Source organism: Sulfitobacter sediminilitoris (assembly GCF_010667575.1).
In the GTDB taxonomy this organism is placed as follows: domain Bacteria; phylum Pseudomonadota; class Alphaproteobacteria; order Rhodobacterales; family Rhodobacteraceae; genus Sulfitobacter; species Sulfitobacter sediminilitoris.
On record NZ_JAABNT010000011.1, the window covers coordinates 115,482 to 140,810 of the forward strand.

Sequence of the window (25,329 nt, forward strand, 5' to 3'; positions counted from 1 at the left end):
ATACCACCACACTTTGATTATGCCTGCGGACAAGCTACCTTATGTCGTGGATCAGGGGTGAGTCTGTGGATATGTCAGTGGGTAAGTGATGGGCAAGTGCGTTAACCTGATCAAGCTGAGCGTCGGCACCGAAAGCGTCGAGCAGTTGCAGGAATGGCAGCAGTATCGTTCCAAGCAGATCGAGGACGGACATTACTATCATGTCACCCGCATGTGGCCCAAACGTGAGGCCGAAGTGCTGAATGGCGGGTCGATCTACTGGGTGATCAAGGGCGAAGTGCAGGCTCGCCAGCGCGTGCTGGAGTTCCGTGAACGGATTGGACAGGACGGCATCCGGCGTTGCGCAATCATGCTGGATCCCGAAATCGTCCGCGTGACCCCGTCACTCAAACGCCCCTTTCAGGGCTGGCGATATCTTGATCCAGCGGATGCGCCAATGGACCTGCCGATGGGCCGCAAGAATGAGGCGGCGTTGCCCGCAGATTTGAACAGAGCCTTGGCGGAAATCGGCGTGCTCTGACGCTCCGCTACCAGCGCGTCCTCAGCCTATGAAAACAGTTTCTCGTTCAGCGCATTCAGGGTCGCACGCGCTTCCTTGTCGATCTCGGCTGTTCTGCTGCGCCAAAGCGTCGCTTGCGATTGCAGGATCAGACCGTCGCTCAACACCTTGAGATGGTTCGCGCGCAGGGTTTCACCGCTTGACGTGATGTCCGCGATTGCCTCGGCGGTTTCATTTGCCACCGTGCCTTCGGTAGCACCCTGACTGTCCACCAAGGCATAATCAGCAACCCCATGTTGACGCAGGAATTCCCGCACCAGCCGGTGATATTTCGTGGCAATCCGCATCCGGAACCCGTGGCGTGCCCGGAACGCCGCCGCAGCCGCATCCAGATCATCCAAGGTATCGACGTCAATCCACGCCTGCGGCACGGCGAGGATCAGATCGGCATGGCCGAAATTCAGCTCGGCCAACGGCTCCACCAACTGATCCCACAGCGCCAGCTTTTCCTGCACCAGATCGGTGCCCGTCACGCCCAGATGGATGCGCCCCGCCGCCAGTTCGCGTGGAATTTCACCCGCCGACAGCAGGATCAGGTTGACATTGTCGATCCCGTCGACACGGCCTGCATATTCGCGCTCTGATCCGGTGCGCTGCAACTGCACGCCGCGCTGCCCGAACCAGTCAAAAGTCTTTTCCATCAGCCGTCCCTTGGACGGCACGCCCAGCTTCAGCATCATTGCGCCGCCTCCAATTCCAGCATCAGACCGGGGCGCATCACGCCGCCCACCGCCGGAATTTCGGCCCCGTCGCCCAACCGCAGGGTCAACGCATCATACCGCCCGCCCGTGGCCACTTCTGGCAGGTCCGGGCGTCCCTCGACCCGAAAGCCGAAAACGAACCCGTCGTAATACTCCATCGACGTCCGGCCATAACTTGTCTCGAACAGCAGGCTCTCCGTCGCAACGCCCCGCGCGGCCAATGCGGCCTCCCGCTCGGCGACGCGGGCCACGGCGGTGCCGATCTCGGGCATGTCGACGGCCAGATCGTGCAGGCGGCTCAGCGCATTGGGCATAGTCTCCCGAACCTCCAGCAGCGCCTCGATCAGATCGACCCGTTGCGCTGAAATCGGCTCGGCTTCCGCATCGGCGCGCAGCGCCTCGATCCGTGCCGCGATCTCGGCTTCCGAGCGCATCCCGATCAGCGGTGCGTCGCTTTTCGCCTGCCCGGCCAAAAGTGCTGCGCGTGTCGGTGGCACCTCGGACCGGCCCGCGTACCGCTCCAGCAACGCGCGAAACCGGCGCGGCCGCCAGATATGCCGCATCAACGCAGCCTTGCGCGCCGCCGTTGTTTCAAGGCCCTGCACAGCGGCCATCAGAATGCCGATGTCACCCGTCACAGCCTCGACCCGCACGCCTGCCAGCGCCTCGCCGATCAGCGCAAAAACCTCTGCGTCCGCCGCCGCCGGATCCGTCCGGTCAAAGACCTCGTAACCGACCTGCATGTATTCGTTTGCACGCTCAGGATCCTGTTCCTGCCGCCGGAACACCTCACCCGCGTAGGTGTATCGCGCAGGTTCCGCGCCATGGGCCATGTGCATCTGAACCACGGGCACGGTGAAATCAGGCCGCAGCATCTGCTCTCCGCGCAGCGCGTCGGACGTGACGTAAGCCCGCGCGCGAATGTCCTCGCCATACAGATCCAGCAAGGTGCCCGCAGGTTGCAGGATCGGCGGCTCCACCACGGCCGCGCCCTGCGCCTCGAACAACGCGCGGAGCGTCGCCGCTTTTTCATTCGTCTCGGAACGTGTGGGCATCAGCTGTGCGCGTCCAGGATCTCGCGTACTTTCGCCACCAGATCGCCGCGCGGCACCTCGTACTGGCTGGGACGGTCCTTCCATTCCTCGTGCGTCGCACTTTCGGCAATCTTCGCACCCAGGATCAGGTCCTTGATCTGGATGACACCCTTTTCGCGCTCATCGCCCCCTTCGATGATGGCGACCGGAGAGTTGCGCTTGTCCGCGTATTTCAGCTGATTGCCAAAGTTCTTGGGATTGCCAAGGTAGACCTCCGCCCTGATGCCCGCCTCCCGCAGTTCCGCGACCATCGCCTGATAATCAACCATCCGCGCCTTATCCATCACGGTGACGACGACAGGACCGTTGGCTGTGGTATCAAGCCGCCCCTTGGCGTCGAGCGCGGCCAGCAAGCGGTCCACGCCGATCGACACGCCCGTCGCCGGCACTTCCTGCCCGGTGAAACGTTTGACCAGATCGTCGTAGCGCCCGCCACCTGCGACGGAGCCGAAGTTGCGCGTGCGGCCCTTGTCGTCCTTGATCTCGAAGGTGAGTTCAGCCTCGAAAACGGGTCCGGTGTAATAGCCAAGACCGCGCACCACCGAAGGATCAATCTCGATCCGGTCCGGGCCATAACCCCCCGCGCCCAGAAGGTCCGCGATTAGCTCCAGTTCATCGACGCCTTGCGCACCGATATCCGACCCGGTGACAAGTTCGCGCAACCGCGCCACCGTTTCAGCGCCAGAGCCGCGCTTTGCATCCATGAAGCCCATGACGACATCGGCCGGTGCGTCCGCAAGCCCCGCGCCTTTGGTAAAGTCCCCGCTCTCATCCTTGCGGCCTTCACCCAAGAGCGCGCGCACGCCCTCCGAGCCCAGACGGTCCAGCTTGTCGATGGCGCGCAGCACGATGCCACGCTCGTTATCCTTGTCGTCCCCCGACAGGCCAGCAACCTCCAACACACCGTTCAGCACCTTGCGGTTGTTCACCCGCACGATGTAATCGCCGCGCTCGATCCCGACCTCTTCCAGACAATCGGCCAGCATCGCGCAGATTTCGGCATCCGCCGCAACCGATGGCGCCCCCACGGTATCCGCATCACACTGATAAAACTGGCGAAACCGCCCCGGCCCCGGCTTCTCGTTACGCCAGACCGGCCCCATCGCATAGCGACGATAGGGTTTCGGCAGATCGTTCTGATGCTGCGCATAGACCCGCGCCAAGGGCGCCGTCAGATCGTACCGCAGGGCCAGCCAGTCGCCCGGCTTGTCACTGTCGGAATCCTCCTGCCACGCAAACACCCCCTCGTTGGGGCGATCCACGTCTGGCAGGAACTTGCCCAGCGCCTCGACCGTCTCAACGGCAGAGGACTCCAAAGCATCAAAGCCATAGCGATGATATACAGCCGCAATCTTGCCCAGCATCTCGGACCGATGTGTGACCTCGGCCCCGAAATAATCGCGAAACCCTTTCGGGGTTTCGGCCTTGGGGCGCGGTGTTTTCTTTGGCTTGGCCATGACGGTCCTCTGGGGCACTTGGGATATTGCTGCGCATCTAGCCGATGGGGGGCCGTGGGGCAAGGCGCGCAGGCTCTTAACAAGACAGACGTCCGGTGCTAAAGCGCAGTCATGGAAAAGCTAGAAGAACAAATCGCCCATCTGACCCGCGCGGTGGATGACCTCAGCGACATCGTTGCCCGGCAGGAAGGTGAAATCGTGACACTGAACCGCCGTGTCCACATGCTGATGCAGCGCGAAGGTGAACGCGAGGCGTCAAGCGGTGGCGCTGTTGTTCTGGGCGATGAAAAGCCGCCGCATTATTAAGCGTTCGGCCTAAGCCGGATCGCGTCAGCCGCTGGATTTCCGCGAGGTCGCAACAACCTCGCCCTTGTGGATCAGCAGTTCAGACCACTGCGTGTTATCCTTTGGCCGTGCGTAGGTATTCACAAAAAATGTGTCCCGTTCCAGCTGCCGCATCTTGGCTCCGCAGGGTTTGCCCTTGCGCGCGCCACAGATCCGGCCTTTGACCTTTTCATAGGCCTTGTCCGTGTCCCCGACTGGCAGATGTTGACCGGCAGGGCCGTAATGTAATTGCTCATACAGCGAAGGTGCACCCAGCAACGCCTGCGCTGCCGTGATCTGACGCGGGCATCCATCAGCGAATCCGGTAATGTAGAATGTCCGCAGCCCGGTCGCCCCCGGATTGGTATCGTAAAGCTTGTAGCCCCCCGCCGAACTCTCGACCTTGCGCCCCATCGGCTTGCGCTTGGCCGCGCAACTGCGGGCAATCACACCATAAGGAAGCTGCGTTCCGTATTCGACCTCAAGTATATCGCTCTCGGCAGGTGCGCGTCCCGCGTCGCCGCTGGTCAGCCGGGCAAACAACCCCCGCCGCTTAGGCTCTTGAGCCTCCTGCGCCGTATCCGTTGGCGAGAGCGCAGCCAGTTCGGTCCCCTGCCCCACGTCTTCAAGCTGGGATGCGTCACCGTTTGCCGCCGACAAATCCTCTGACCCCGATTGCGCGCCATCCAACTGCGTCGACGCACCTTGGGCTTCAATCACGCCGGGCTGTGCACGCGGTACTGCCCGGCGCAACAGGCCCAGGAAGCCACCCTTGCGCGGTGGTTCAGACGCCACCGGGGCGGCATCGCCATCCAGCGCAACTACGGCCTGTCCCTGCGCGGCAGGTGTGCCAAAGAAGCCCTCGCGGGCAATCTCTTCATCCGTGGGCAGGGCCTGAGCGACCGGATCGTTTGGCGCCAGCTCAACATCCGAAATACGTGGGATGCCGCCAAGCGGATCGCCACAGGCGGCCAACGCCGCGCAAAAAAAGATCATCACGCCGGTTCTGAGCATGGCATCCCCTTCAGGTTAGCCGCCCGTTTACCTTATCAGACCAAAGGCGTCCATGTTTGTTCTGGCAAGCCATCGGGACACGCCGGAATACGCTCAGATCTCTTCGACTTCCAGCACACCACCCAAGGACCGGATCGCGCCCTTGATTTGTGGCGTGACCGGGAATTCCATTCCCAGATCAACCTCGACCTCTCCAGGCAGCGCCGGATCCATCAGGCACAGCTGCACCGGCCCGCGTCCGGCGGATTTGGCCGCACTGCGCGCCCCTTCCAGCACATCCGCCACCGCCGCAATCGCCTGCGGTGCATCAATAAAGACCCGCAGCCCCACGCCGCCCACATCCGCCACCGCCATATCAACAGGAGCTACCGAGCGGCCCAGCAACTTCAGCTGATCGGCCTCCATCGTCGCCTCAACGGTGACAACAACCTTTGATCCGGTCTCAAGGTGATCCCGCGCCGCCTCAAGCGTGTCAGAGAACAGCGTAACCTCGTATCCCCCGGTCGGGTCAGACAGCTGTGCAAAAGCAAACCGGTTGCCACGCGCCGACTTGCGCTCTTGCCGCCCGGCCACCACGCCCACCAGCCGCGCATTCATCGCGCCGCGTTCAGATACCTTGCCGGTCAACTCATCCAGCGTCAGGAACGGCACGCCGGTATCGCGCCCCCACTTTCGCTTGAGCGGAGTCATATAATCATCCAGCGGATGGCCTGACAGATAGAACCCGACCGCCTTGAATTCTTCGGTCAACCGTTCCGCTGGCAGCCAGTCATCGCAGGGCATCATCCGCGGTTCCGGCAAATCGTCCCCGGCTTCCCCGAACAGCGACACCTGATTGGACGCCTTCTGTTCATGAATCGCCGCGGAATAGCTGACCAGACTGTCCAGCGCCTGAAACACGCGCCGCCGGTTCGGATCAAGCTGATCGAACGCCCCCGACCGCGCCAGCATCTCCAGCGGCCGCTTGCCAACCCGTTTCAGGTCCACCCGCCGTGCAAGATCAAAGAGCGTGGCAAAGGGCTTTTCCACGCCCTCGACCTTACGCCCCTCGGTGATCAGCTTCATCGCCTCGACGCCCACGTTCTTGAGCGCACCGAGGGCATAGACCAGCGCCCCGTCCACCACCTTGAACGTGGAATCCGACCGGTTCACGCAGGGCGGCACCCACGGCAGTTCGAGACGCTTGCGTACTTCCTCGAAATAAACCGCCAGCTTGTCGGTCAGATGAATATCGCAGTTCATAACCCCGGCCATGAACTCGACCGGATGGTTCGCCTTGAGCCAAGCTGTCTGATAGCTGACCACCGCATAGGCCGCAGCGTGGGACTTGTTGAAACCGTAGTTGGCGAATTTCTCCAAAAGGTCGAAAACCTCGGTGGCCTTTTTCTTGTCCACCCCGTTTTCCATGGCGCCCTTTTCGAACTTGGGACGTTCCTTGGCCATTTCCTCGGCAATCTTTTTACCCATCGCCCGGCGCAGCAGGTCCGCACCGCCAAGGCTGTATCCCGCCATGACCTGCGCGATCTGCATCACCTGTTCCTGATAGACGATGATGCCTTGGGTCTCTTCAAGGATATGGTCGATCGACGGATGCACGGATTCACGCTCGCGCTGGCCGTTCTTGACCTCGCAATAGGTCGGAATGTTTTCCATCGGGCCGGGACGGTAGAGCGCCACAAGGGCCACGATATCCTCGATACAGGTCGGTTTCATGCGCTTGAGGGCATCCATCATGCCCGAGCTTTCCACCTGGAACACCGCCACCGTCTTGGCCGAGGCATAAAGCTTGTAACTCGCCTCGTCATCCAGCGGGATCGTCGCGATATCGTCCAGCAGACCTTCGGGCGGACTGAAGAGTTCCGTACCGTCCGCCGCGATGTGCAGGTGCCGCCCCGACGCCTTGATCTGATCAACCGCGTTCTGGATCACCGTCAGCGTTTTCAGTCCGAGAAAGTCGAACTTCACCAATCCGGCCTGCTCGACCCACTTCATGTTGAACTGGGTCGCAGGCATGTCAGAGCGCGGATCCTGGTAGAGCGGCACAAGCTGATCCAGCGGCCTGTCCCCGATCACCACACCGGCGGCGTGGGTCGATGCGTTCCGCAGCAAGCCTTCGACCTGCTGGCCGTATTCCAACAACCGCGCCACAACCTCCTCGTTCTTGGCCTCTTCCCGCAGCCGCGGCTCATCCGCCAGCGCCTTTTCAATCGACACCGGTTTGACCCCCTCCACCGGGATCATCTTGGACAACCGGTCCACCTGCCCATACGGCATCTGCAAGACCCGCCCGATGTCGCGCACCGCCGCCTTGGACAAAAGCGCACCAAAGGTGATGATCTGCCCCACCTTGTCGCGGCCATATTTCTCCTGCACGTAACGGATCACTTCCTCGCGCCGGTCCATGCAAAAGTCGATGTCAAAGTCAGGCATCGACACCCGTTCGGGGTTCAAAAACCGCTCGAACAGCAGCGAATAACGCAGCGGATCAAGGTCGGTGATCAGCAGCGCATAGGCCACAAGGCTGCCCGCACCCGATCCGCGTCCCGGCCCCACCGGTATGCCCTGATCCTTGGCCCACTTGATAAAATCAGCAACGATCAGGAAATAGCCGGGAAAGCCCATCCCCTCGATGATCCCCAGCTCGAATTCGAGCCGCTTTTCGTATTCTTCAACGGATGCGGCATGCGGAATGATTGCAAGCCGGGCCTTCAGCCCATTCTGCGCCTGCCGTCGCAGTTCCGCCACCTCGTCATCGGCGAACCTGGGCAGGATCGGATCGCGCCGGTACGCCATGAAGGCACACCGCCGCGCGATCTCCACCGTGTTCTCAATGGCTTCGGGCAAATCCGCAAACAGCGCCACCATCTCCGCTTCGGACTTGAAATAATGCTGCGCCGTCAGCCTGCGGCGCGCATCCTGCTGATCGACATAGGCACCTTCCGCGATGCAGATCAGCGCATCATGCGCCTCGTACATGTCAGACTTGGGGAAATAGACATTATTGGTGGCCACCAGCGGAAGGTCCATGGCATAGGCCATTTCAACAAAACCACGCTCTGTCAGCCGTTCTGCTTCTGGCTGTCCGTCCTCACCCGGATGGCGCTGCAGTTCGACGTACAGCCGATCCCCAAAGCAGGCGCTCAGCTGCGTCATCAACGCCTCCGCCGCAGGCCTCTGCCCGTTTCGCAACAGCCGTCCAACGGGGCCATCCGGCCCGCCGGTCAGGCAAATCACCTCTGCCGCATGCGCCTCCAGCTCGTCCAACGTCACCTGCGGCAGCTGCCCGCCCTTGTCGACATACAGGCAGGTGTTGAGCTTCATCAGGTTTTCGTACCCGGTTTCCGATTGCGCCAGCAACACCACCGGTGCCGGGTCCTTGGGCCGTTCCCCCGGCTGGACGGCAAGATAGGCCAGATCAACCTGACAGCCCATGATCGGCTGCACCCCGGCACCTGCCATCGCAACAGAGAACTCCAGCGCGGCAAACATGTTGTTGGTATCCGTCAGCGCAAGCGCGGGCATGCCCGCATCGAGACACATCTGCGGTAGTTTTTTCAGGCGCAACGCCCCTTCCAGCAGAGAGTATTCGGAATGGGTGCGCAGGTGGATGAATCGGGGATCATGCTTCATACCCAGACCTTATCCTGCGTCCCCACACGCCGCCAGAGCGCTACGAAGCCCATTGCCCGAAAAGCGATCACGTCACTATTATCCACTGGGTAACAATAGTTAAAATCTCCCTCGCAGGTAACCCGCGGGTTACCCGCACGCCCTGTCACGCCGATTTGTACTTGCCAGCCCCCCCTGCCACTGACTAGCCTGCCTGCACTCATGCCTGCGCCGCGTTCTACGCCGCATCGAACGCGCCGCATAACCGGCAGACCTGGTACCGCGGCGGGACTGACATGGACATCACGTTTCTTCTCAACGGAGAGACCGTGGCGCTGAAGGGCGTCTCCCCTACCACAACCCTGCTCGACTGGCTCCGCGAAGATCGTCATCTGACCGGCACCAAGGAAGGCTGCAACGAGGGCGACTGCGGCGCCTGCACGGTGATGGTGACGGACGACAGCGGGTCTCGGGCGCTGAACGGCTGCATCCTGTTCCTGCCACAGGTGAACGGCACACATGTCACCACGGTCGAAGGCTTGGCAGCACCGGACGGCAAACTGCATCCCGCACAGCAGGCGATGATCGACCACCATGGCAGCCAATGCGGCTTCTGCACGCCGGGCTTCGTCGTCTCCATGGCCACGGCCCATCTCAATGGTGCCACCGACCACGACACACAATTGTCCGGCAATCTATGCCGTTGCACGGGCTATGCTCCGATCATCCGTGCCGCCGAGGCAACCGCCAGCCAGCCCGTGCCGTCCCACCTGCTTCATCTTTCCTCTACAATTCCGGGGGAGTCGCCTCCGGCGACGGGGGCTGGTCCCCATTCTCCCGTTCAACCGGGCAGTGCCGACGCACTGGCAGCCTGGTACGCGCAAAATCCCGATGCGACCCTCATCGCCGGGGCCACCGACGTGGGCCTCTGGGTCACCAAACAGTTTCGCCCGCTCGGCCCCGTGGCCTTCCTGAACCGCTGCGCCGATCTCAACGGGGTCACCGTCACGCAGGACGCACTTCGCATCGGTGCCATGACCACGCTGACCGAGGTTGAGACAGCGATCGCCCCCTATCATCCCTCCTTTGCCGCCATGATCCGGCGCTACGGGTCCGTGCAGGTGCGCAACGCGGCCACCATCGGCGGCAACATCGCCAATGGCTCCCCCATTGGTGACAGCCCCCCCGCATTGATCGCGTTGAATGCACGTCTGCACCTGCGTCACGGCGACAGCCGCCGGAGCATCCCGCTTGAGGATTTCTTCATCGCCTACGGCAAGCAGGACCGCGCCCCCGGCGAATTCGTCGAAGCCATCACCGTGCCGCGGCAACCGGACAGCCTGCGCTGCTACAAGCTCTCCAAGCGGTTTGATCAGGACATTTCCGCCGTCTGCGGCTGCATTTCCCTCACCCGCGAGGGAGGTAGCATCACCGGCGCCCGCATCGCTTTCGGCGGCATGGCAGGCACGCCCAAACGCGCCGCCGCCGCCGAGGCCGCGCTGACAGGCCAGCCCTTCACCGAAGACAGTTTCCGCGCCGCCATGACCGCCTTGCAACGGGACTTCGAGCCCCTGTCCGACATGCGTGCCTCCGCCGCCTACCGGATGCAGAGCGCCCAGAACATGCTGCTGCGCTATTTCCATGACCTGTCCGGCACGGCGACTAACGTGCTCGAGGTGACCCCATGAGCATCGCCAAGCCCCTCCCGCATGATGGGGCCACACTCCATGTCACAGGCGCCGCACGGTATACCGATGACATTCCGACGCCACCGGGCACTCTGCACATCGCCTTCGGCACCAGCCCTGTCGCTGCTGGCAACATCACCACGATGAACTTAGACGCGGTCAAGAATGCGCCCGGTGTGGTTCACGTTCTCACAGCCACCGACTTGCCCAACGACTGCGATGTCTCCCCCTCGGCCCATGACGAACCCCTGCTCGCTACGGGAACCGTGCATTACGCGGGGCAGCCTCTCTTTCTTGTCATCGCAACATCGCACCTTGCGGCCCGTTTCGCCGCGCGGCAGGCCCGTGTAGAGATCGCCGAAACCTCCCCCGTCCTCACTATCGAGGACGCCTTTGCTGCCGACGCCCGGTTCGAGGATAGCCCGCGCATCTATCAAAAAGGCGATGCATCCAAGGGGCTGCAAAGCGCCCGCCAGACGCTCACCGGCTCACTCTTCATGGGCGGGCAGGAACACTTCTATCTCGAAGGTCAGGCCGCCCTCGCCCTCCCGCAAGAGGGGGGCGACATGACGGTCCACTCCTCGACCCAGCATCCGACGGAAATCCAGCACAAGGTCGCCCATGCCATCGGCAGGCCGATGCACGCTGTCCGGGTCGAGACACGGCGCATGGGCGGCGGGTTTGGCGGTAAGGAAAGCCAGGGCAACGCCTTGGCCGTGGCCTGTGCAGTGGCAGCGCAGCTGACCGGAAAACCCTGCAAGATACGCTATGACCGCGACGATGACATGATCATCACCGGCAAGCGCCATGATTTTCGCATTGATTACAAAGTCGGCTTCGAGCCCGATGGCCGGATCACCGCGCTGGAGGTCACCCATTACACCCGCTGCGGCTGGGCGCAGGATCTCTCGCTCCCGGTGGCGGACCGCGCGATGCTGCATGCGGATAACGCCTACAACCTCGATAACATCCGCATCACCTCGCACCGGCTGCGCACCAATATGCAGTCCGCCACGGCGTTTCGGGGATTTGGTGGCCCGCAAGGCATGGTGGGCATCGAAAAGATCATGGATCACGTGGCGCAAACCTTGAAGCTCGATCCGCTTGAGGTGCGCCGCCGCAACTACTACGCCGATCGCATGCCAGAGGACACTGCTCCCGCAACGCCGGAACCTCGGCCCGTCCGGAACGCCAAGGGCGACAGCGCCTCGCGCGGCGCAGAGGCTGCCCGGCCAGATCAGATCCCGACCCCGCCCGAAGACGTACAAACAACCCCCTACCATCAGCCTGTCACCGACTGCATCATAAACGCGCTCACCGATCGATTGAGCCAAATGGCGGACTATGCGGCCCGGCGCGCCGCCATCGCCAAATGGAACGCGGCGCAACCCATTCTGAAACGGGGCATCGCGCTGACCCCCGTGAAATTCGGCATCTCCTTCACACTGACCCACCTTAATCAGGCGGGGGCGCTGGTGCATGTCTATCAGGACGGGTCGATCCACCTGAACCACGGCGGCACCGAGATGGGACAGGGACTGTTCCAGAAGGTGGCGCAGGTGGCCGCCGCCCGCTTTGGCGTACCTGTCGAGGCCATCAAGATCACTGCCACCGATACCGCCAAGGTCCCCAATACCTCAGCCACCGCCGCCTCCTCTGGTTCTGATCTCAACGGCATGGCGGTGAAGAACGCCTGCGATGAAATCCGAAAGCGGATGGAAGAGCTCCTTGCCGAATTCTATCAGACCCGCGACATCACCTTTGCCGACGGCATGGTCCGGATTGGCAGCCAAGAGATCACCTTTGCCCAGGCCGCCACCTCGGCCTATGAAAACCGCGTATCGCTCTCGGCCACGGGATTTTACAAGACACCGGACATCGAATGGGACCGGATCGCCGGCAAGGGCCGCCCGTTCTTCTACTTCGCCTATGGCGCCGCCTGCACCGAGGTCGTCTTGGACACGCTGACCGGTGAGAACCGAATCCTGCGCACCGACATTCTGCATGACGCGGGCACCTCCCTGAACCCCGCCATCGACATCGGCCAGATCGAGGGCGGCTTCGTGCAGGGCGCAGGCTGGCTCACGACCGAGGAACTGGTCTGGGACGACAAGGGCGTGCTGCGCACCCATGCACCATCGACCTACAAGATCCCCGCCTGTTCGGACCGGCCGGATGTTTTCAACGTCGCCCTCTGGGACCAGCCCAACCCGGCGCAGACCATCTATCGGTCCAAGGCGGTGGGCGAGCCGCCGTTCATGCTGGGCATCTCGGCCTTTTCCGCCCTCTCGGACGCTGTTGCGGCCTGCGGACCGGGCTATGGCGATTTGCAGGCGCCCGCCACGGCAGAGGCGGTGCTGGCCGCCATCGGACGGACACGCGCATGAGTGTAATCAGCATTGAGATCACTGCCACCCAAGGCTCTGCCCCGCGCGATGCGGGCACCGTGATGTGTGTCACGGCGCATGGCAGCGAAGGCACCATCGGCGGCGGCGCGCTTGAGCATCGGGCCATCGCCACGGCACGCCGGATGCTGGTTGAAGCTCAGACATGTTTCGAGGAGACGCTGCCGCTGGGTCCGGGTCTGGGCCAGTGTTGCGGCGGCGCGGTCAGCCTGCGCTATAGCCGGGGGCGCAAACCTGCCGATGCCGTCGGGGCAAAGAGGATCGACCCGGCGCTGGTGCGGGGCCATGGCGGGGACCTCTGGCTCTGGGGCGCAGGCCATGTGGGCCGCGCCGTAGTCCGCAGCCTCGCGCCTACGCAGGCCTTCGACATCACATGGATTGACAGCGCAGCGGACCGCTTTCCGCAAGACGTACCACACGCGGTCGCGACTATTCCCACCGCCGATATGCCGCGCCTTGCAGCCCATGCGCCACGCGCGGCGCACCATCTGATCTTTACCTACTCCCATGATATTGACCTTGCCCTCTGCGCCGCCCTGCTCAAACGTGGCTTCGCCTCATGTGGCCTCATCGGCTCAGCCACCAAGTGGGCCCGTTTTCAAAAACGCCTGCGCGGCATGCGTCTTGATCCTCAACGCGTCACCTGCCCCATCGGAGACCCGGCAGAGGGCAAACATCCCGATGAAATCGCCCATTCCACCGCGACAGCACTCTTGCGCATGACAAGGAACGTGGCCGATAGTGCGCTGCAGAAACAAGTGGCCCTCGGATGACTGAAACACCCCTCCTCGACCTCAAGGGCCTGACCAAAGCCTATCCCGGCGTCATCGCCAACGATGACGTTTCGCTAAGCATTCAGCCCGGCGAGGTGCATGCGCTGCTGGGAGAGAACGGCGCGGGCAAATCCACGCTGGTCAAGATGATCTACGGGCTGGTGAAGCCGGATGCAGGCAGCATGCAGATGTTCGGCGTCCCTTTCGCCCCCGCCGAACCCCGTGCGGCACGGGCGGCTGGCGTGGGCATGGTGTTCCAGCACTTCTCGCTCTTTGATGCGCTGACCGTGGCCGAGAATATCGCGCTGGGAATGGAGAACGCCCCCAAGCTGCGCGACCTCAGCCAGCAGATCAGGCACGTCTCGGACACCTACGGTCTGCCGCTGTCCCCCGATCGCGTAGTGGGTGATCTGTCTGCCGGTGAACGCCAGCGGGTCGAGATCATCCGCTGTCTGCTGCAGGAACCCAAGCTCTTGATCATGGATGAACCGACATCGGTGCTGACCCCGCAAGAGGTTGAAATCCTTTTTAAAACCCTTCGTAAGTTGAGCGCCGAAGGCACCGCGATCCTTTATATCTCGCATAAGCTCGAAGAAATTCGCGCGCTTTGCGACAGTGCCACGATCCTGCGGTTGGGCAAGGTGGTGGGCGAATGCACGCCAGCCGAGACCTCGGCCCGCGACATGGCCGAGATGATGGTGGGCAAACTGCTGCAAACGCCGACACGAGCGGGCAAAACACCCGGTGACGTGGTACTTGAACTCAAGGGTCTTTCCGCCCAATCGCCCAGCGCCTTCGGGATGCCCCTGCGCGACATCAATGTCGAAGTCCGGGCAGGCGAAATTATCGGCATTGGCGGTGTAGCGGGCAACGGACAGGACGAATTGCTGGCCGCGCTGTCGGGTGAGATGCTGACAAGCCCCGGCATGATCGTTTTCAAGGAGCGCGATGTAAGCCTTTTGGGGCCAACGCCGCGCCGTGCAATGGGTATTCTCAGTGCGCCCGAAGAACGTCTGGGCCATGCGGCGGCACCTGATATGTCGCTCACCGAGAACGCGATGCTGACGGCAGCCGCACGGGAACGGCTGGAAAAAGGCGGGTTGCTGGACTGGGGGGCGGCACAGCGCTTTGCCGAGAAGATCATCGAAACCTTCGACGTACGCACCCCCGGCCCCGGCAACGCCGCGCGATCCCTGTCGGGCGGAAACCTGCAGAAATTCGTCATCGGGCGCGAGGTGCTGCAGCGTCCCGATCTCCTGGTGGTGAACCAGCCAACCTGGGGCGTCGACGCTTCTGCCGCTGCGGCGATCCGGCAGGCGCTGCTTGATCTGGCGGAAAACGGGACAGCACTTGTGGTGATTTCCCAAGACCTTGATGAGTTGATGGAGATCTCGGACCGCTTCGCCGCACTGAACGAGGGGCGGCTGTCCGCCCCGCGCCCGGCGCAGGGCCTGACGGTCGAAGAAATCGGGCTGATGATGGGCGGTGCACACGGAATGGAGGTGGCTCATGTCTGAGCGGAGGTCGGCAGCGGCGCGTGGGGGACAGAAGTCTTGCGGGATGCCCGGGCACGTTCCTGCAGAGGGCTGGCAGCGGGCGGGATGGCCTGCGCTGGAGGCCCGTCCGTGGCAGCGGTCGCGTCGTGAATTGTATTGGAAAGATGAAGCGGGGGTGGCCACGTGATTGCGCTTGAGAAACGCCCGCAGCCGAGCCGCGCGTTTTCGCTTGCCACGCCTGTGTTAGCGGTGATCGCCACCATGGTTTTTGGCGGGTTGCTGTTTGCAGCACTTGGCAAGGACCCGCTTGTGGCGATCAAGACGATCTTCTGGGATCCGCTTTTTGGTCAATACGCGTTCTTCTACCGCCCGCAACTGCTGATCAAAGGGGCGCCGCTGGTGCTGATCGCCATCGGTCTAAGCCTTGGGTTCAAGGCGGGCATCTGGAACATCGGGGCGGAAGGCCAGTACATCATGGGCGCACTTTTCGGCGCGGGCGTCGGGTTGGCTTTTTACCCGCTTGAGGCCTTCTACGTCTTTCCGTTGATGGTCCTGGCGGGGGCGCTGGGCGGCTGGATTTGGGCGATGATCCCGGCATTTCTGAAGGTCAAATTCGGGACCAACGAAATTCTGGTTTCGCTGATGATGGTATACGTGGCGGAACAGTTTCTGCCGTCTATGGCATTGGGATTAATGAAAAACCCCGAAGGTTTCGGCTTTCCGGGATCGCGGAATTTGCAGCAGTATCCAAGCGCTTTCAACGCGGACCTGATTGAGGGATCGGGCATGCATTGGGGCGTGGTGGCCGCGATGGTTGCGGTGATCCTTGCTTATGTGTTGCTGACCAAGCATCGCCTTGGATTCGCCATCCGTGTGACCGGCGAGGCACCGCGCGCGGCCCGGTTTTCCGGTGTGAACCCGACGCGGCTGGTGTTGTTCTGTCTTGGCATGTCTGGGTTGTTGGCAGGTTTGGCAGGCATGTTCGAAGTCTCTGGCCCAGCGGGTCAGGTGACGATTGATTTCAACGTCGGCTACGGGTTTACCGCGATCATCGTGGCGTTTCTGGGCCGGTTGCATCCGGTGGGCATCCTGCTGGCCGGATTGCTGATGGCGCTGACCTACATCGGCGGGGACATCGCGCAGTCCAACCTTGGCCTGCCTGCGGCAGCAATACAGGTGTTTCAGGGAATGCTGTTGTTCTTCCTGCTGGCGCTGGATGTGCTGACGAACTACCGGCTGCGGTTTGGCCGGTCGGAGGTGGCGTGATGGAGTGGCTTACGTCTATCCCGGGCAGGCAATTGCTCTATATTCTGCTTTTCGCTGTCGTCGGATTCTTATTCCCATTTATTGTTGGGATTGCGAGCCTGCCGCTCTTGGTAGGTCTCGGTGCATTAATTGTCGGAGCAGCATATTTCTTTGCAGAGATCATTCTGGAATGGTTTTTTGAAACAGCGAAAGACACACTCAGAAAACCTGACAAGGATAATCCGAAACAGGAACCGATTACGCCCTATGCTCACGCCAAGGTCGCCGCTTTCGCGTTGAGCTGCGCGATAGCCACACCGATCTCCCTTTATTACTGAATGGAAGGCTGAAACATGGACCTTTCCGCCATCAACCCGATCCTCTTTGTTGCAGGCTTCCTTGTCGCCGCGACGCCGTTGATCTTTGCCGCCATCGGAGAGCTGGTGGTCGAAAAATCGGGCACACTGAACCTGGGCGTCGAGGGGATGATGATCACCGGGGCGATCTGTGGCTTTGCGACGGCGGTAGAGACAGGATCCCCCATGTTGGGATTTGCTGCCGCTGCTGTCGGGGGGGCGGTGCTGAGCTTGCTTTTTGTCTTCCTGACTCAAGTCGCGCTCGCCAATCAGGTCGCTTCCGGTCTTGCGCTCACGCTTTTCGGGCTGGGCCTGTCGGCGCTTCTGGGCCAATCCTATGTCGGGATCAAGCCGCCGCGTCTGCCCGATATCAACTTCGGCCCGCTGGCGGATATCCCCGTCGTCGGGCCTATCCTGTTTACCCACGACATCATCCTCTACCTCGGCATCGCGCTGGTCGCCGCCACTTGGGCCGTCCTGAAATTCACCCGTGCGGGTCTGATCCTGCGCGCGGTTGGGGAAAGCCACGACGCGGCGCATGCGCTCGGCTACAAGGTCGTGCGCATCCGCACGCTGGCCATCATGTTCGGCGGGGCCTGTGCAGGGCTGGGCGGTGCCTACATCAGTCTCATTCGCGTGCCACAGTGGACCGAAGGGATGACCGCCGGTGTCGGCTGGATCGCGCTGGCGCTGGTGGTCTTTGCCAGTTGGAAGCCCTGGCGGCTCTTGCTGGGTGCCTATCTTTTTGGCGGCATCACGCAGCTACAGCTCAATCTGCAGGGCGCAGGCGTTGCTATTCCGGTGGAGTATCTGGCAATGTCGCCCTATCTGATCACGATCATCGTTCTGGTGATCCTGAGCCGGGACAAGTCTGCCGCACCGGCATGTCTTGGCCGGACTTTCCACGCCTCAAGCTAGGGGCCAAATCTGCAAACGCCCGGTCAAGGGCGACATCATGGGGAATGAAATGAAACTCACCAAACTGCTGACAAGTGCGGCGCTCGCACTGGGTCTGGCCACAACGGCAATGGCCGACGGCCACGAAAAAACCAAGGTTGGCTTTGTCTTTGTCGGTCCTATCGGCGATGGCGGCTGGACGTATGAGCACAACAAGGGCCGCCTGGCGGTCGAGGAAGAATTCGGCGACAAGGTCGAAACAGTATTTGTTGAATCCGTGGCCGAAGGCCCCGACAGTGAGCGTGTGATGACGCAGATGGCGCTGGACGGTGCCGACCTGATCTTTACCACGTCCTTCGGCTACATGGACCCGACAATCAATGTCGCCAAGAAATTCCCGGATGTGAAGTTCGAGCACGCGACGGGATACAAGCGCGCGGACAACGTGAGCACCTATTCGGCACGTTTCTACGAAGGCCGCGCTATTCAGGGCCACATCGCGGGCAAGATGACCAAGTCGAACATCATCGGCTACATCGGCTCCTACCCGATCCCCGAAGTGATCCGTGGCATCAACTCTGCCTTTATTCACGCGCGCAAGGCGAACCCCGACGTTCAGTTCAAAATCGTCTGGGCCTACACATGGTTTGATCCGGCAAAAGAAGCGGATGCGGCCAAGGTTCTGATCGAACAGGGTGCTGACGTCGTGTTGCAGCACACCGATTCCACGGCCCCACAGGCGGCCGCTCAGGAAGCGGGCAACGTCGTGACCTTTGGTCAGGCCTCTGACATGAGCCAGTACGCGCCGTTCCCACGGGTTTCCTCGATCATTGACGATTGGGCACCTTACTACATCGCACGCACCAAGGCGGTGATGGATGGCACATGGACAAGCACGGACACCTGGGACGGTATCGGTGCTGGCATGGTCGGCATCGGTGAGATTTCCGATGCGGTACCTGCGGACGTGAAGGCAGAAGCGCTGGCGCTGAAGGCATCGCTTGCCGACCGATCATACCACGCCTTTACCGGACCGCTGAACAAGCAGGACGGCACACCCTTCCTTGCCGAAGGCGAGACCGCCGATGATGGCACGCTGGCCGGCATGAACTTCTATGTCGAAGGGATTGAGGGCGACATCCCGCAATAAGCGGTCACGGCTTCGAGTGATGAGGATCCCCGCCGTTCAGGCGGGGGCCTTTCTTTTTAGCGGCGACTGCTGCGTCCGCTGCCACGCTCCGGCGCCCTGAGGGCTTTTAGATACATGGTCTGGAAAGTCGCGGGGCTGACGTAGGGTCCGACGCTTCCTGCGCGCACCCAGATACGGCCCTGGATCTGCACCCTGTTGCGGGCGCGGTTATAGTAAAAGCACCGGTTCAGATAACAGTTCTGTCCATCGACGAGCCGGATCTCAATGCCGGAGGGGCCAGTGCGTGTTGCATTGGTCTGCACCGTGCATCCTGCCAGCACAGCAGCGAAAACGATGGTGGTGATTAGGCGCATCATTGGCGTTCTCCTTTGGGACCGCAAAGTACAGGTCGCGCGCGGATCGGCTGCATTTTCTGGTACACATATCTGCATCCGGCGCACCGCGGCATTCATCGCGGATCAAAAATCTGAAGGCTCCGCAGCGGCAGAGCGTGGTGAAACATGCAGGAATTTTACCCTGCGATCACAACCGCGTTTTGATCTTTGTCATGGCTGTGCATGAAACCTGATTTCAGAGGGCCTGTCGGTGTGTCAGGCGTCTGGGTGCGGATAGCTGCCATCGGGTCCATGGACCTCGGTCCCTTCAAGCGCGGGAGAGAAGACGCAGACAAGCCGGAGGGCCTGCCCGTCTGATGGCACATGAACTTCGTGCTGGTCATGGGCATTCGGCGCATAAAGGACACCGGGGCGTATATCGTGGCGCGCACCGGTTTCCACCTCGACAACCGTCCCCTCGCCCGCGATGCAATAGCACGCCTCAACATGGTGCTTGTAGTGCAGTTGCAGAACCGCCCCCGGCAGAACCTGCGTTTCGGTCATGGAAAACCCCATTCCGTCAGAGCGCACGAGAAGCAGCAGCGACGTCCACCCCGGCCCGGACGCATCGCGCTTTGTGCCCTTGAGGTCAGCCTTGTCCTGAATGATCATCGTCGCTGCCTTTCCTTTGTCGCCGCACAAGATAGACTGGCACGAACCTAGCAAGGAAAGCCATTGCCATGATCAAACTCCATCACCTGAACCGCTCCCGCTCGCACCGTATTTTCTGGCTGTTGGAGGAAATCGGAGAGCCCTACGATGTCGTCCATTACGAGCGCGACTCCGTGACCAACCTCGCCCCGCCAGAGCTCTTGCACATCCATCCTTTGGGCAAGTCGCCGATGATCGAACTTGACGGGCGGCTGATTACGGAAAGCGGCGCGATCGTCGAGGTATTGTGCCAGCGCTTTGCGCCCCAGATGATCCCGGATCTGGGCACCGACGCCTATATCAGTCATCTGGAACTGACGCATTTCGCCGAAGGCTCGGCCATGACGCCAATTCTGCTGAACCTCTACGTGGGTCGTCTGGGCGAGGCCGGTGCCCCCCTGCACCCGCGCATTCAAGGGGAACTCGACAGTCATTTCAGCTATATGAACGGGCTTTTGCGGCCATCAGGACACTTCGTGATGGATCAGCTTTCAGCGGCGGACATCATGCTGAGCTTCCCGGCCGAAATTGCCATACGCATGGGACGTGCGGATGACTTCGCGGCGCTCGCGTCTTTTGTCAAGGAAATGCAGGCGCGGCCGGCCTACCAACGCGCAGTGGAGCAAGGTAACTGCTGAGGTGAGCAAGCGCGACGCCATCCTTGAGCGTATCGCAGGCTTTATTCTGTCGGAAGGTCTTGAAGCGGCATCGCTTCGCGCGATGGCCAAGGCGGCGGATCAAAGCGACCGGATGCTGCTGTATTATTTCAAGGACAAGGATCAGATCATTTCCGAAACGCTAGGCCTCTTGGCCAGGCAACTGACCGCCGCACTTGAGGCACAGCGGACTGAAAAGAAGCTGCGCAAGGATGCACTGCATGCCCAGTTGGATGCAGTGGTATTATCGGATGAGATCTGGCCGTTTCTGCGGCTGTGGCTTGATCTGGCAGCGCGGGCAGCGCGACAGGAACCGGCCTTTGTACAGGTTGGTCAGGCGCTTGGGCGCGGCTTTCACCAGTGGATCGACAGTCAGCTTGCCACCTCTGATCCCGACCTGCGCCGCAAGGAAGCGACCGAGATCATGATCGGGCTGGAAGGCGTGATCGTTCTGAAAAGCGTCGGCATGCAGGATCTGGTGCGCGAGCTGATCTAGGCCCGGTCCATCACGTAACCCAGAAAGATGCCGACCCCGATACCCCAAAGTATCATCGCACCGGCGCCAGCGTGCAATTCAATCGTCGCACCGTAAAGCGCAGGAGACCACGCCAGCGCAATACCGTCGCAGAGCGTTGCCATGGCAGAACTGAGGGAAAAGCCGATGAAAAGCTGCCCGGGCTGCGCCTTTGCAAGTTTTCCTGCCAACCAAACCACCGGCACCGTGCCGGGGATGATCAGCAGGTAGGTCAGCAAGCGCAGACCGCCTTCATAAATTCCGGTTGGGCCCAGAAATCGGAGCAACATGGCGGCAGCAAACCATCCAGCAACCCCATAAAGAAGAAATACGACGATCTGTGGCTGGCTCAGCCTGATATTAGGATGTGTCATGAGCTTTTCCCTTTTATGTAGCAAATGCTACAAACTTTTATAGTCTATTGTAGCGTTCGCTACAATCCCGCGAATTGGCGAATTTTTGCCCCTGCCCGATTGCGCCGGTTTGCGCAGCATGGCACCAATCGATGTATGAAACAGACTCTCACCAGCCCCAGCGGCGTACCCGCCAGCCGCCTTGCCTTTGGCACCATGCAATTCGGGGGCCGCGCCGACGAGGTACAGTCGCGCGCGATGTTCGAGGCCTGTGTCGAGGCGGGCATCACCCATTTTGATACCGCCCACATCTATACCGAGGGCGCGTCGGAAACTCTGCTGGGATCGTTTCTGGGCGGTCGGCGCGACGACCTGATCATCGCAACCAAGGCCGCCTACTCTGGCGGGGCGACGCGCGAAAACATCCTGACGACCGCTGAAACCTCACGGCAGCGGATGAAGCTGGATACGCTCGACGTGCTGTATCTGCACCGCTTTGATCCCGAAACGGATATGCACGAAAGCTTCGAGGCCTTCGCGGATCTCAAGAACAAGGGCCACATCCGGTACATCGGCCTGTCCAACTTTTCCGCGTGGCAGACTGTCAAGGCGGCGCATATCGCAGCCAAATTTGATCTGAGCGTTGCGGTGATCCAGCCGATGTACAATCTGGTGAAACGGCAGGCCGAGGTCGAAATCCTGGATATGGCTGATGATCTGGGCATTCTGGTTGCGCCCTATTCACCGCTCGGCGGTGGATTGCTGACAGGCAAATACGCTCTGGGCGGCGCGGGGCGCTTGTCCGAGGATGACCGCTATGCGGCGCGATACGGGGTCGAAGCGATGCATAAGACAGCCGCAGACCTGACCGCGCTGGGGGCCGAAATCGGCGTGTATCCCGCGACATTAGCCGTGGCATGGGCCGCCGGGCACCCCACCGGGCCTAGCCCGATCATCTCGGGCCGGTCACTCGAACAGTTACAACCATCGCTGGATGCACTGACCTTTGAGATGTCGCCAGCGCTCTATGAACGCATCACGGCCCTGTCGACCACGCCGCCGCCAGCGACGGACCGGCTGGAAGAACAAAGTTGACCGATATCATCGTCATAGGAGGCGGCATCGCCGGGTTGTCAGCGGCGGCACAGTTGTCTGCCGACGCAAAGGTCACCGTGCTGGAACAGGAATCCAGCACCGGGTATCACGCCTCCGGCCGTTCTGCTGCGCTGTACGAGGAAAACTATGGACTGCCCAGCACCGTGGCTCTGAATACCGCCAGCAAGTCCTATCTCTTTGAAGCCAACGGTGGATACCTGACCCAGCGCGGCTTTCTCATACTTGCGCAGGCGGATGAGCGGCCGGCGTTTGAAACCGATGCCGAGACGCTGGGCGCGGATGAAGTCAGCCTTGATCGGGCGTTGGAACTTGTGCCGATCCTGAACCGCGACCGGCTGGCCTTTGCGGGATATCACGCGGATGCGTTCGACATTGATACAGACCGGCTGATGCAGGATTTCATCCGGCTGATCCGGGCAAACGGCGGAGAGGTCGTTACAAAATCCCCCGTCACGGCCATCAGTCGGACTGGGACCGGTTGGCAGGTAGTTGCGGGCGACAGCACCTATAACGCGCCCAAGGTGGTCAATGCCGCGGGCGCATGGGCGGATAATGTCGCCAAGATGGCTGGCATCGCCCCCCTTGGCATCATCCCGCATCGGCGGTCCATGGCACGCATTCAGGCACCAGACGGCCATGACGTGCGCAACTGGTCGATGTTCTTTGGCGTGGGCGAGACATGGTATGCCAAGCCCGATGCGGGTGCGCTGATCGTCTCCCCCGCAGACGAAGACCCGGTTGAGCCGCACGATGCCTGGGCCGATGACATGACGCTGGCCGAAGGCATCGCACGCTACGAGGCGATGGTAACGGTTCCGGTCACGCGCATGCTGGCCTCCTGGGCAGGGCTGCGGAGCTTTTCACCCGACCGGGCGCTGGTGCTGGGCCCCGATCCGCAAGATCCTGATTTCATCTGGTCTGCCGGTCAGGGTGGCTATGGGTTTCAAACCTCACCTGCCGCATCGCAACTGGTGGCGGACTTGACGATGGGACGCAACCCTGAATTGCCCGATCATATCGTGGCCCAGCTGACCCCCGACAGGCTGCGGGAATGACCCGCACGCTGCCCTCGACCGCAAGCGTTCCTGAGGCCGTGGAAGGCGCAAAGCTTCATGCCCCCGCAGCCGCACGCAATGCTGCCGCTATCACTGCGTTTCTTGCGCAAGTAGCCCCCGCGCAGGGCACCGCACTTGAGATCGCAAGCGGGACCGGCCAGCATGTCAGCGCGTTTGCCGCAGCAATGCCGAGGCTACGCTGGCATCCCACCGATATCGATCCGGACAGACGGCGCAGCATTGACGCCTATGTGGCCGACGCCCGGCTCGACAATGTGGCCCCCGCCCTGCATCTGGATGCGACACAGGCTGGATGGTCCACGAACCACGGCCCCAAGGACATGATCCTGCTGATCAACCTGCTGCACCTGATCGGTAAGAACGAGGCGCTGACGCTGATCGCAGAGGCCGCGCAGGCGCTGGCATCTGGCGGCGTGCTGGTCTTATACGGTCCGTTTTCGCGCGAAGGGGTGCTGACCAGCGACGGCGACAAATGGTTTGACGCGCAGCTGCGCCGTGCTGATCCGGCGATCGCCTACAAGGATACCTTCGACATGACAGGCTGGCTGGAGAACGCCGGACTGCGCGTCGATGCCCCACATGAGATGCCCGCCAACAACCTCGCCTTCGTCGCACGCAAGCCCGCACCATGACATTGAAACGCGCGCTCATCGGTCTTTGCCTGCTTGCCCTCGCTGCCTGTGGCGGCGGCGGAGATCGACCACCCGCTGAACCCGGCGTACTTTTCGCGCCCAACTTCCGCGACGCGGATCCAGTGGATTTCGTCAATCCGAAACCCACGCGATTTGCGGTTCACGGGATCGACGCCGCACGATTCCAGAACACCGTCAACTGGAACATCGCCCGCGCCAACGGCGTGAACTTTGCCTTCATCAAGGCGACCGAGGGCGGCGATCTGCTGGACCCCAAGTTCAAGGACCACTGGCGCGGTGCGGGCCGCGCAGGCGTCTGGCGCGGGGCCTATCACTTTTATTACTTCTGCACTGCGGCGGACGTGCAGGCACGCTGGTTCATCCGCAACGTACCGCGCGTGCCGGGCAGCCTGCCCCCGGTGCTGGACATGGAGTGGAACCCGTTTTCCCCCACCTGCGCCACGGTCAGGCCCCCAGCGGCAGAAGTACGTCGTCAGATGCGTGTCTGGCTCCGTCTGGTCGAGGCGCATTATGGCCAGCGGCCGATCATCTATACCACGCCGAAATTCTACGAGGACAACGGTCTGCACCGGTTCCGAGGTTATGAGTTCTGGCTGCGCACCACGGCCAAGACCCCGCGCGAGGCTTATCCGGGCCAGTCCTGGCGCTTTTGGCAATACTCGGCCACCGGCATCATTCCCGGCATCACGGGCGAGGTTGATCTGAATGCGTTTAACGGCAGCCGCGCCGACTGGAACGATTGGGTGATCCGCCGGGCGCGTTAGGCAAAGACCCACTGCCAGAGCGCGGCCAGCCAGAGCAAACCCAGCAGCATTGACGCCAGCAGCACGGCAAGTGATCCAAGGTCCTTGGCCATCCGGCTCAGGTCATGGCGTTCAGCACCGATGCGGTCCACCACCGCTTCGATGGCGGAATTCAGTACCTCGACAATCAATAGCAGCAGCCCCGCGGCGATCAGAATTGCGGCCTGAAACACGCTGTCCGCAAGGACGAAGGCAACCGGGATGGAAACGATCCAGAGGATCATTTCCATACGAAACGCTTCCTCACCCTGCCAGATGTCGCGAAATCCGGCACGGGAATTGCGCCATGCGGCAGCAAGCCGGGCGATCCCTATAAGCGGCTGGTTTGCCATGGTGTCTCCTTCTGGCGCCACCGTATGCGTCGG

25 protein-coding genes are annotated in these 25,329 nt (G+C 61.6%); 16 read left to right on the forward strand and 9 right to left on the reverse strand.

All coding sequences use genetic code 11. The features are described from left to right. Positions 1 to 88: 88 nt before the first annotated feature. Complete coding sequence (locus GV827_RS16640; RefSeq protein ID WP_164354941.1) at positions 89 to 520, forward strand: DUF1489 family protein; 432 nt, start codon at positions 89 to 91, stop codon at positions 518 to 520. A 26-nt stretch (positions 521 to 546) separates the two neighbouring features. On the opposite strand, the gene hisG is transcribed toward GV827_RS16640, so the two are convergent. The 3 genes from hisG to hisS are packed head-to-tail and all read right to left on the reverse strand — an operon-like array spanning position 547 to position 3,811. Beyond that, positions 547 to 1,239: an ATP phosphoribosyltransferase gene (gene hisG, locus GV827_RS16645; RefSeq protein WP_164354942.1), complete on the reverse strand. Its 693-nt coding sequence runs from the start codon at positions 1,237 to 1,239 to the stop codon at positions 547 to 549. Continuing rightward, entirely contained in the window at positions 1,236 to 2,315 is a 1,080-nt protein-coding gene (locus GV827_RS16650; protein ID WP_164354943.1) for an ATP phosphoribosyltransferase regulatory subunit, read from the reverse strand. The genes hisG and GV827_RS16650 overlap by 4 nt, the downstream gene beginning before the upstream one ends. After that, positions 2,315 to 3,811, reverse strand: coding sequence for a histidine--tRNA ligase (gene hisS / locus GV827_RS16655; RefSeq protein WP_164354944.1), 1,497 nt, complete (start codon positions 3,809 to 3,811; stop codon positions 2,315 to 2,317). Before hisS ends, GV827_RS16650 begins: the two co-directional genes overlap by 1 nt. A 111-nt stretch (positions 3,812 to 3,922) precedes the next feature. On the opposite strand from hisS, the gene GV827_RS16660 reads away from it, so the two are divergent. Further along, complete coding sequence (locus GV827_RS16660; protein ID WP_164354945.1) at positions 3,923 to 4,117, forward strand: SlyX family protein; 195 nt, start codon at positions 3,923 to 3,925, stop codon at positions 4,115 to 4,117. Positions 4,118 to 4,141: 24 nt separating this feature from the next. Here GV827_RS16660 and GV827_RS16665 read toward each other — a convergent pair whose 3' ends face one another. Together GV827_RS16665 and dnaE are read right to left on the reverse strand one after the other, a co-directional pair. Next, a complete protein-coding gene (locus tag GV827_RS16665; protein WP_164354946.1) occupies positions 4,142 to 5,149 on the reverse strand; it encodes a hypothetical protein in 1,008 nt (335 codons plus the stop codon). A gap of 93 nt (positions 5,150 to 5,242) precedes the next feature. Continuing rightward, positions 5,243 to 8,779, reverse strand: a complete 3,537-nt coding sequence (gene dnaE / locus GV827_RS16670; RefSeq protein ID WP_164354947.1) for a DNA polymerase III subunit alpha — start codon at positions 8,777 to 8,779, stop codon at positions 5,243 to 5,245. Between the two features lie 275 nt (positions 8,780 to 9,054). On the opposite strand from dnaE, the gene xdhA reads away from it, so the two are divergent. From xdhA to GV827_RS16710, 8 genes are all read left to right on the forward strand, one after another. Then, entirely contained in the window at positions 9,055 to 10,446 is a 1,392-nt protein-coding gene (gene xdhA, locus GV827_RS16675) for a xanthine dehydrogenase small subunit (RefSeq protein ID WP_164354948.1), read from the forward strand. After that, positions 10,443 to 12,833: a xanthine dehydrogenase molybdopterin binding subunit gene (gene xdhB, locus GV827_RS16680; protein ID WP_164354949.1), complete on the forward strand. Its 2,391-nt coding sequence runs from the start codon at positions 10,443 to 10,445 to the stop codon at positions 12,831 to 12,833. Before xdhA ends, xdhB begins: the two co-directional genes overlap by 4 nt. Further along, positions 12,830 to 13,624, forward strand: coding sequence for a xanthine dehydrogenase accessory protein XdhC (gene xdhC / locus GV827_RS16685; RefSeq protein ID WP_164354950.1), 795 nt, complete (start codon positions 12,830 to 12,832; stop codon positions 13,622 to 13,624). The genes xdhB and xdhC overlap by 4 nt, the downstream gene beginning before the upstream one ends. Continuing rightward, complete coding sequence (locus GV827_RS16690; protein WP_164354951.1) at positions 13,621 to 15,141, forward strand: ABC transporter ATP-binding protein; 1,521 nt, start codon at positions 13,621 to 13,623, stop codon at positions 15,139 to 15,141. Before xdhC ends, GV827_RS16690 begins: the two co-directional genes overlap by 4 nt. A 162-nt stretch (positions 15,142 to 15,303) precedes the next feature. Continuing rightward, entirely contained in the window at positions 15,304 to 16,386 is a 1,083-nt protein-coding gene (locus GV827_RS16695) for an ABC transporter permease (RefSeq protein ID WP_164354952.1), read from the forward strand. Beyond that, entirely contained in the window at positions 16,386 to 16,703 is a 318-nt protein-coding gene (locus GV827_RS16700) for a hypothetical protein (RefSeq protein WP_164354953.1), read from the forward strand. The genes GV827_RS16695 and GV827_RS16700 overlap by 1 nt, the downstream gene beginning before the upstream one ends. A gap of 15 nt (positions 16,704 to 16,718) precedes the next feature. Next, positions 16,719 to 17,639 (forward strand): ABC transporter permease, encoded by a 921-nt coding sequence (locus GV827_RS16705; RefSeq protein ID WP_164354954.1) that lies wholly within the window; start codon positions 16,719 to 16,721, stop codon positions 17,637 to 17,639. 49 nt (positions 17,640 to 17,688) lie between these two features. Next, positions 17,689 to 18,768: a BMP family ABC transporter substrate-binding protein gene (locus GV827_RS16710; protein ID WP_164354955.1), complete on the forward strand. Its 1,080-nt coding sequence runs from the start codon at positions 17,689 to 17,691 to the stop codon at positions 18,766 to 18,768. A 56-nt stretch (positions 18,769 to 18,824) separates the two neighbouring features. Here the strand turns inward: GV827_RS16710 and GV827_RS16715 are convergent, their stop codons facing one another. Together GV827_RS16715 and GV827_RS16720 are read right to left on the reverse strand one after the other, a co-directional pair. Continuing rightward, the gene (locus GV827_RS16715; protein WP_164354956.1) at positions 18,825 to 19,124 is read right to left on the reverse strand and encodes a hypothetical protein; all 300 of its coding nucleotides are present in this window, start codon (positions 19,122 to 19,124) and stop codon (positions 18,825 to 18,827) included. A 234-nt stretch (positions 19,125 to 19,358) separates the two neighbouring features. Further along, entirely contained in the window at positions 19,359 to 19,754 is a 396-nt protein-coding gene (locus tag GV827_RS16720) for an ectoine synthase (RefSeq protein WP_164354957.1), read from the reverse strand. Between the two features lie 68 nt (positions 19,755 to 19,822). On the opposite strand from GV827_RS16720, the gene GV827_RS16725 reads away from it, so the two are divergent. Both GV827_RS16725 and GV827_RS16730 read left to right on the forward strand, forming a co-directional pair. Then, on the forward strand, positions 19,823 to 20,431 hold the full coding sequence (locus GV827_RS16725) for a glutathione S-transferase family protein (RefSeq protein ID WP_164354958.1): 609 nt from the start codon (positions 19,823 to 19,825) through the stop codon (positions 20,429 to 20,431). Between the two features lies 1 nt (position 20,432). Beyond that, positions 20,433 to 20,945 (forward strand): TetR family transcriptional regulator, encoded by a 513-nt coding sequence (locus tag GV827_RS16730; RefSeq protein ID WP_164354959.1) that lies wholly within the window; start codon positions 20,433 to 20,435, stop codon positions 20,943 to 20,945. On the opposite strand, the gene GV827_RS16735 is transcribed toward GV827_RS16730, so the two are convergent. After that, positions 20,942 to 21,337 (reverse strand): hypothetical protein, encoded by a 396-nt coding sequence (locus GV827_RS16735; RefSeq protein WP_164354960.1) that lies wholly within the window; start codon positions 21,335 to 21,337, stop codon positions 20,942 to 20,944. The two genes, GV827_RS16730 and GV827_RS16735, sit on opposite strands and share 4 nt — an antisense overlap. Positions 21,338 to 21,472: 135 nt before the next feature. Here GV827_RS16735 and GV827_RS16740 point away from each other — a divergent pair, with 135 nt between their 5' ends. From GV827_RS16740 to GV827_RS16755, 4 genes are read left to right on the forward strand one after another with little or no spacing between them, the layout of a single operon-like run. Further along, complete coding sequence (locus GV827_RS16740) at positions 21,473 to 22,411, forward strand: aldo/keto reductase (protein ID WP_164354961.1); 939 nt, start codon at positions 21,473 to 21,475, stop codon at positions 22,409 to 22,411. After that, positions 22,408 to 23,487, forward strand: coding sequence for an NAD(P)/FAD-dependent oxidoreductase (locus tag GV827_RS16745; RefSeq protein WP_164354962.1), 1,080 nt, complete (start codon positions 22,408 to 22,410; stop codon positions 23,485 to 23,487). Before GV827_RS16740 ends, GV827_RS16745 begins: the two co-directional genes overlap by 4 nt. Then, on the forward strand, positions 23,484 to 24,140 hold the full coding sequence (locus GV827_RS16750; protein ID WP_164354963.1) for a DUF938 domain-containing protein: 657 nt from the start codon (positions 23,484 to 23,486) through the stop codon (positions 24,138 to 24,140). Before GV827_RS16745 ends, GV827_RS16750 begins: the two co-directional genes overlap by 4 nt. Beyond that, the gene (locus GV827_RS16755) at positions 24,137 to 24,925 is read left to right on the forward strand and encodes a glycoside hydrolase family 25 protein (protein ID WP_204325938.1); all 789 of its coding nucleotides are present in this window, start codon (positions 24,137 to 24,139) and stop codon (positions 24,923 to 24,925) included. The genes GV827_RS16750 and GV827_RS16755 overlap by 4 nt, the downstream gene beginning before the upstream one ends. Here the strand turns inward: GV827_RS16755 and GV827_RS16760 are convergent. Then, complete coding sequence (locus tag GV827_RS16760; protein ID WP_164354964.1) at positions 24,922 to 25,296, reverse strand: diacylglycerol kinase; 375 nt, start codon at positions 25,294 to 25,296, stop codon at positions 24,922 to 24,924. The two genes, GV827_RS16755 and GV827_RS16760, sit on opposite strands and share 4 nt — an antisense overlap. Between the last annotated feature and the right edge of the window lie 33 nt (positions 25,297 to 25,329).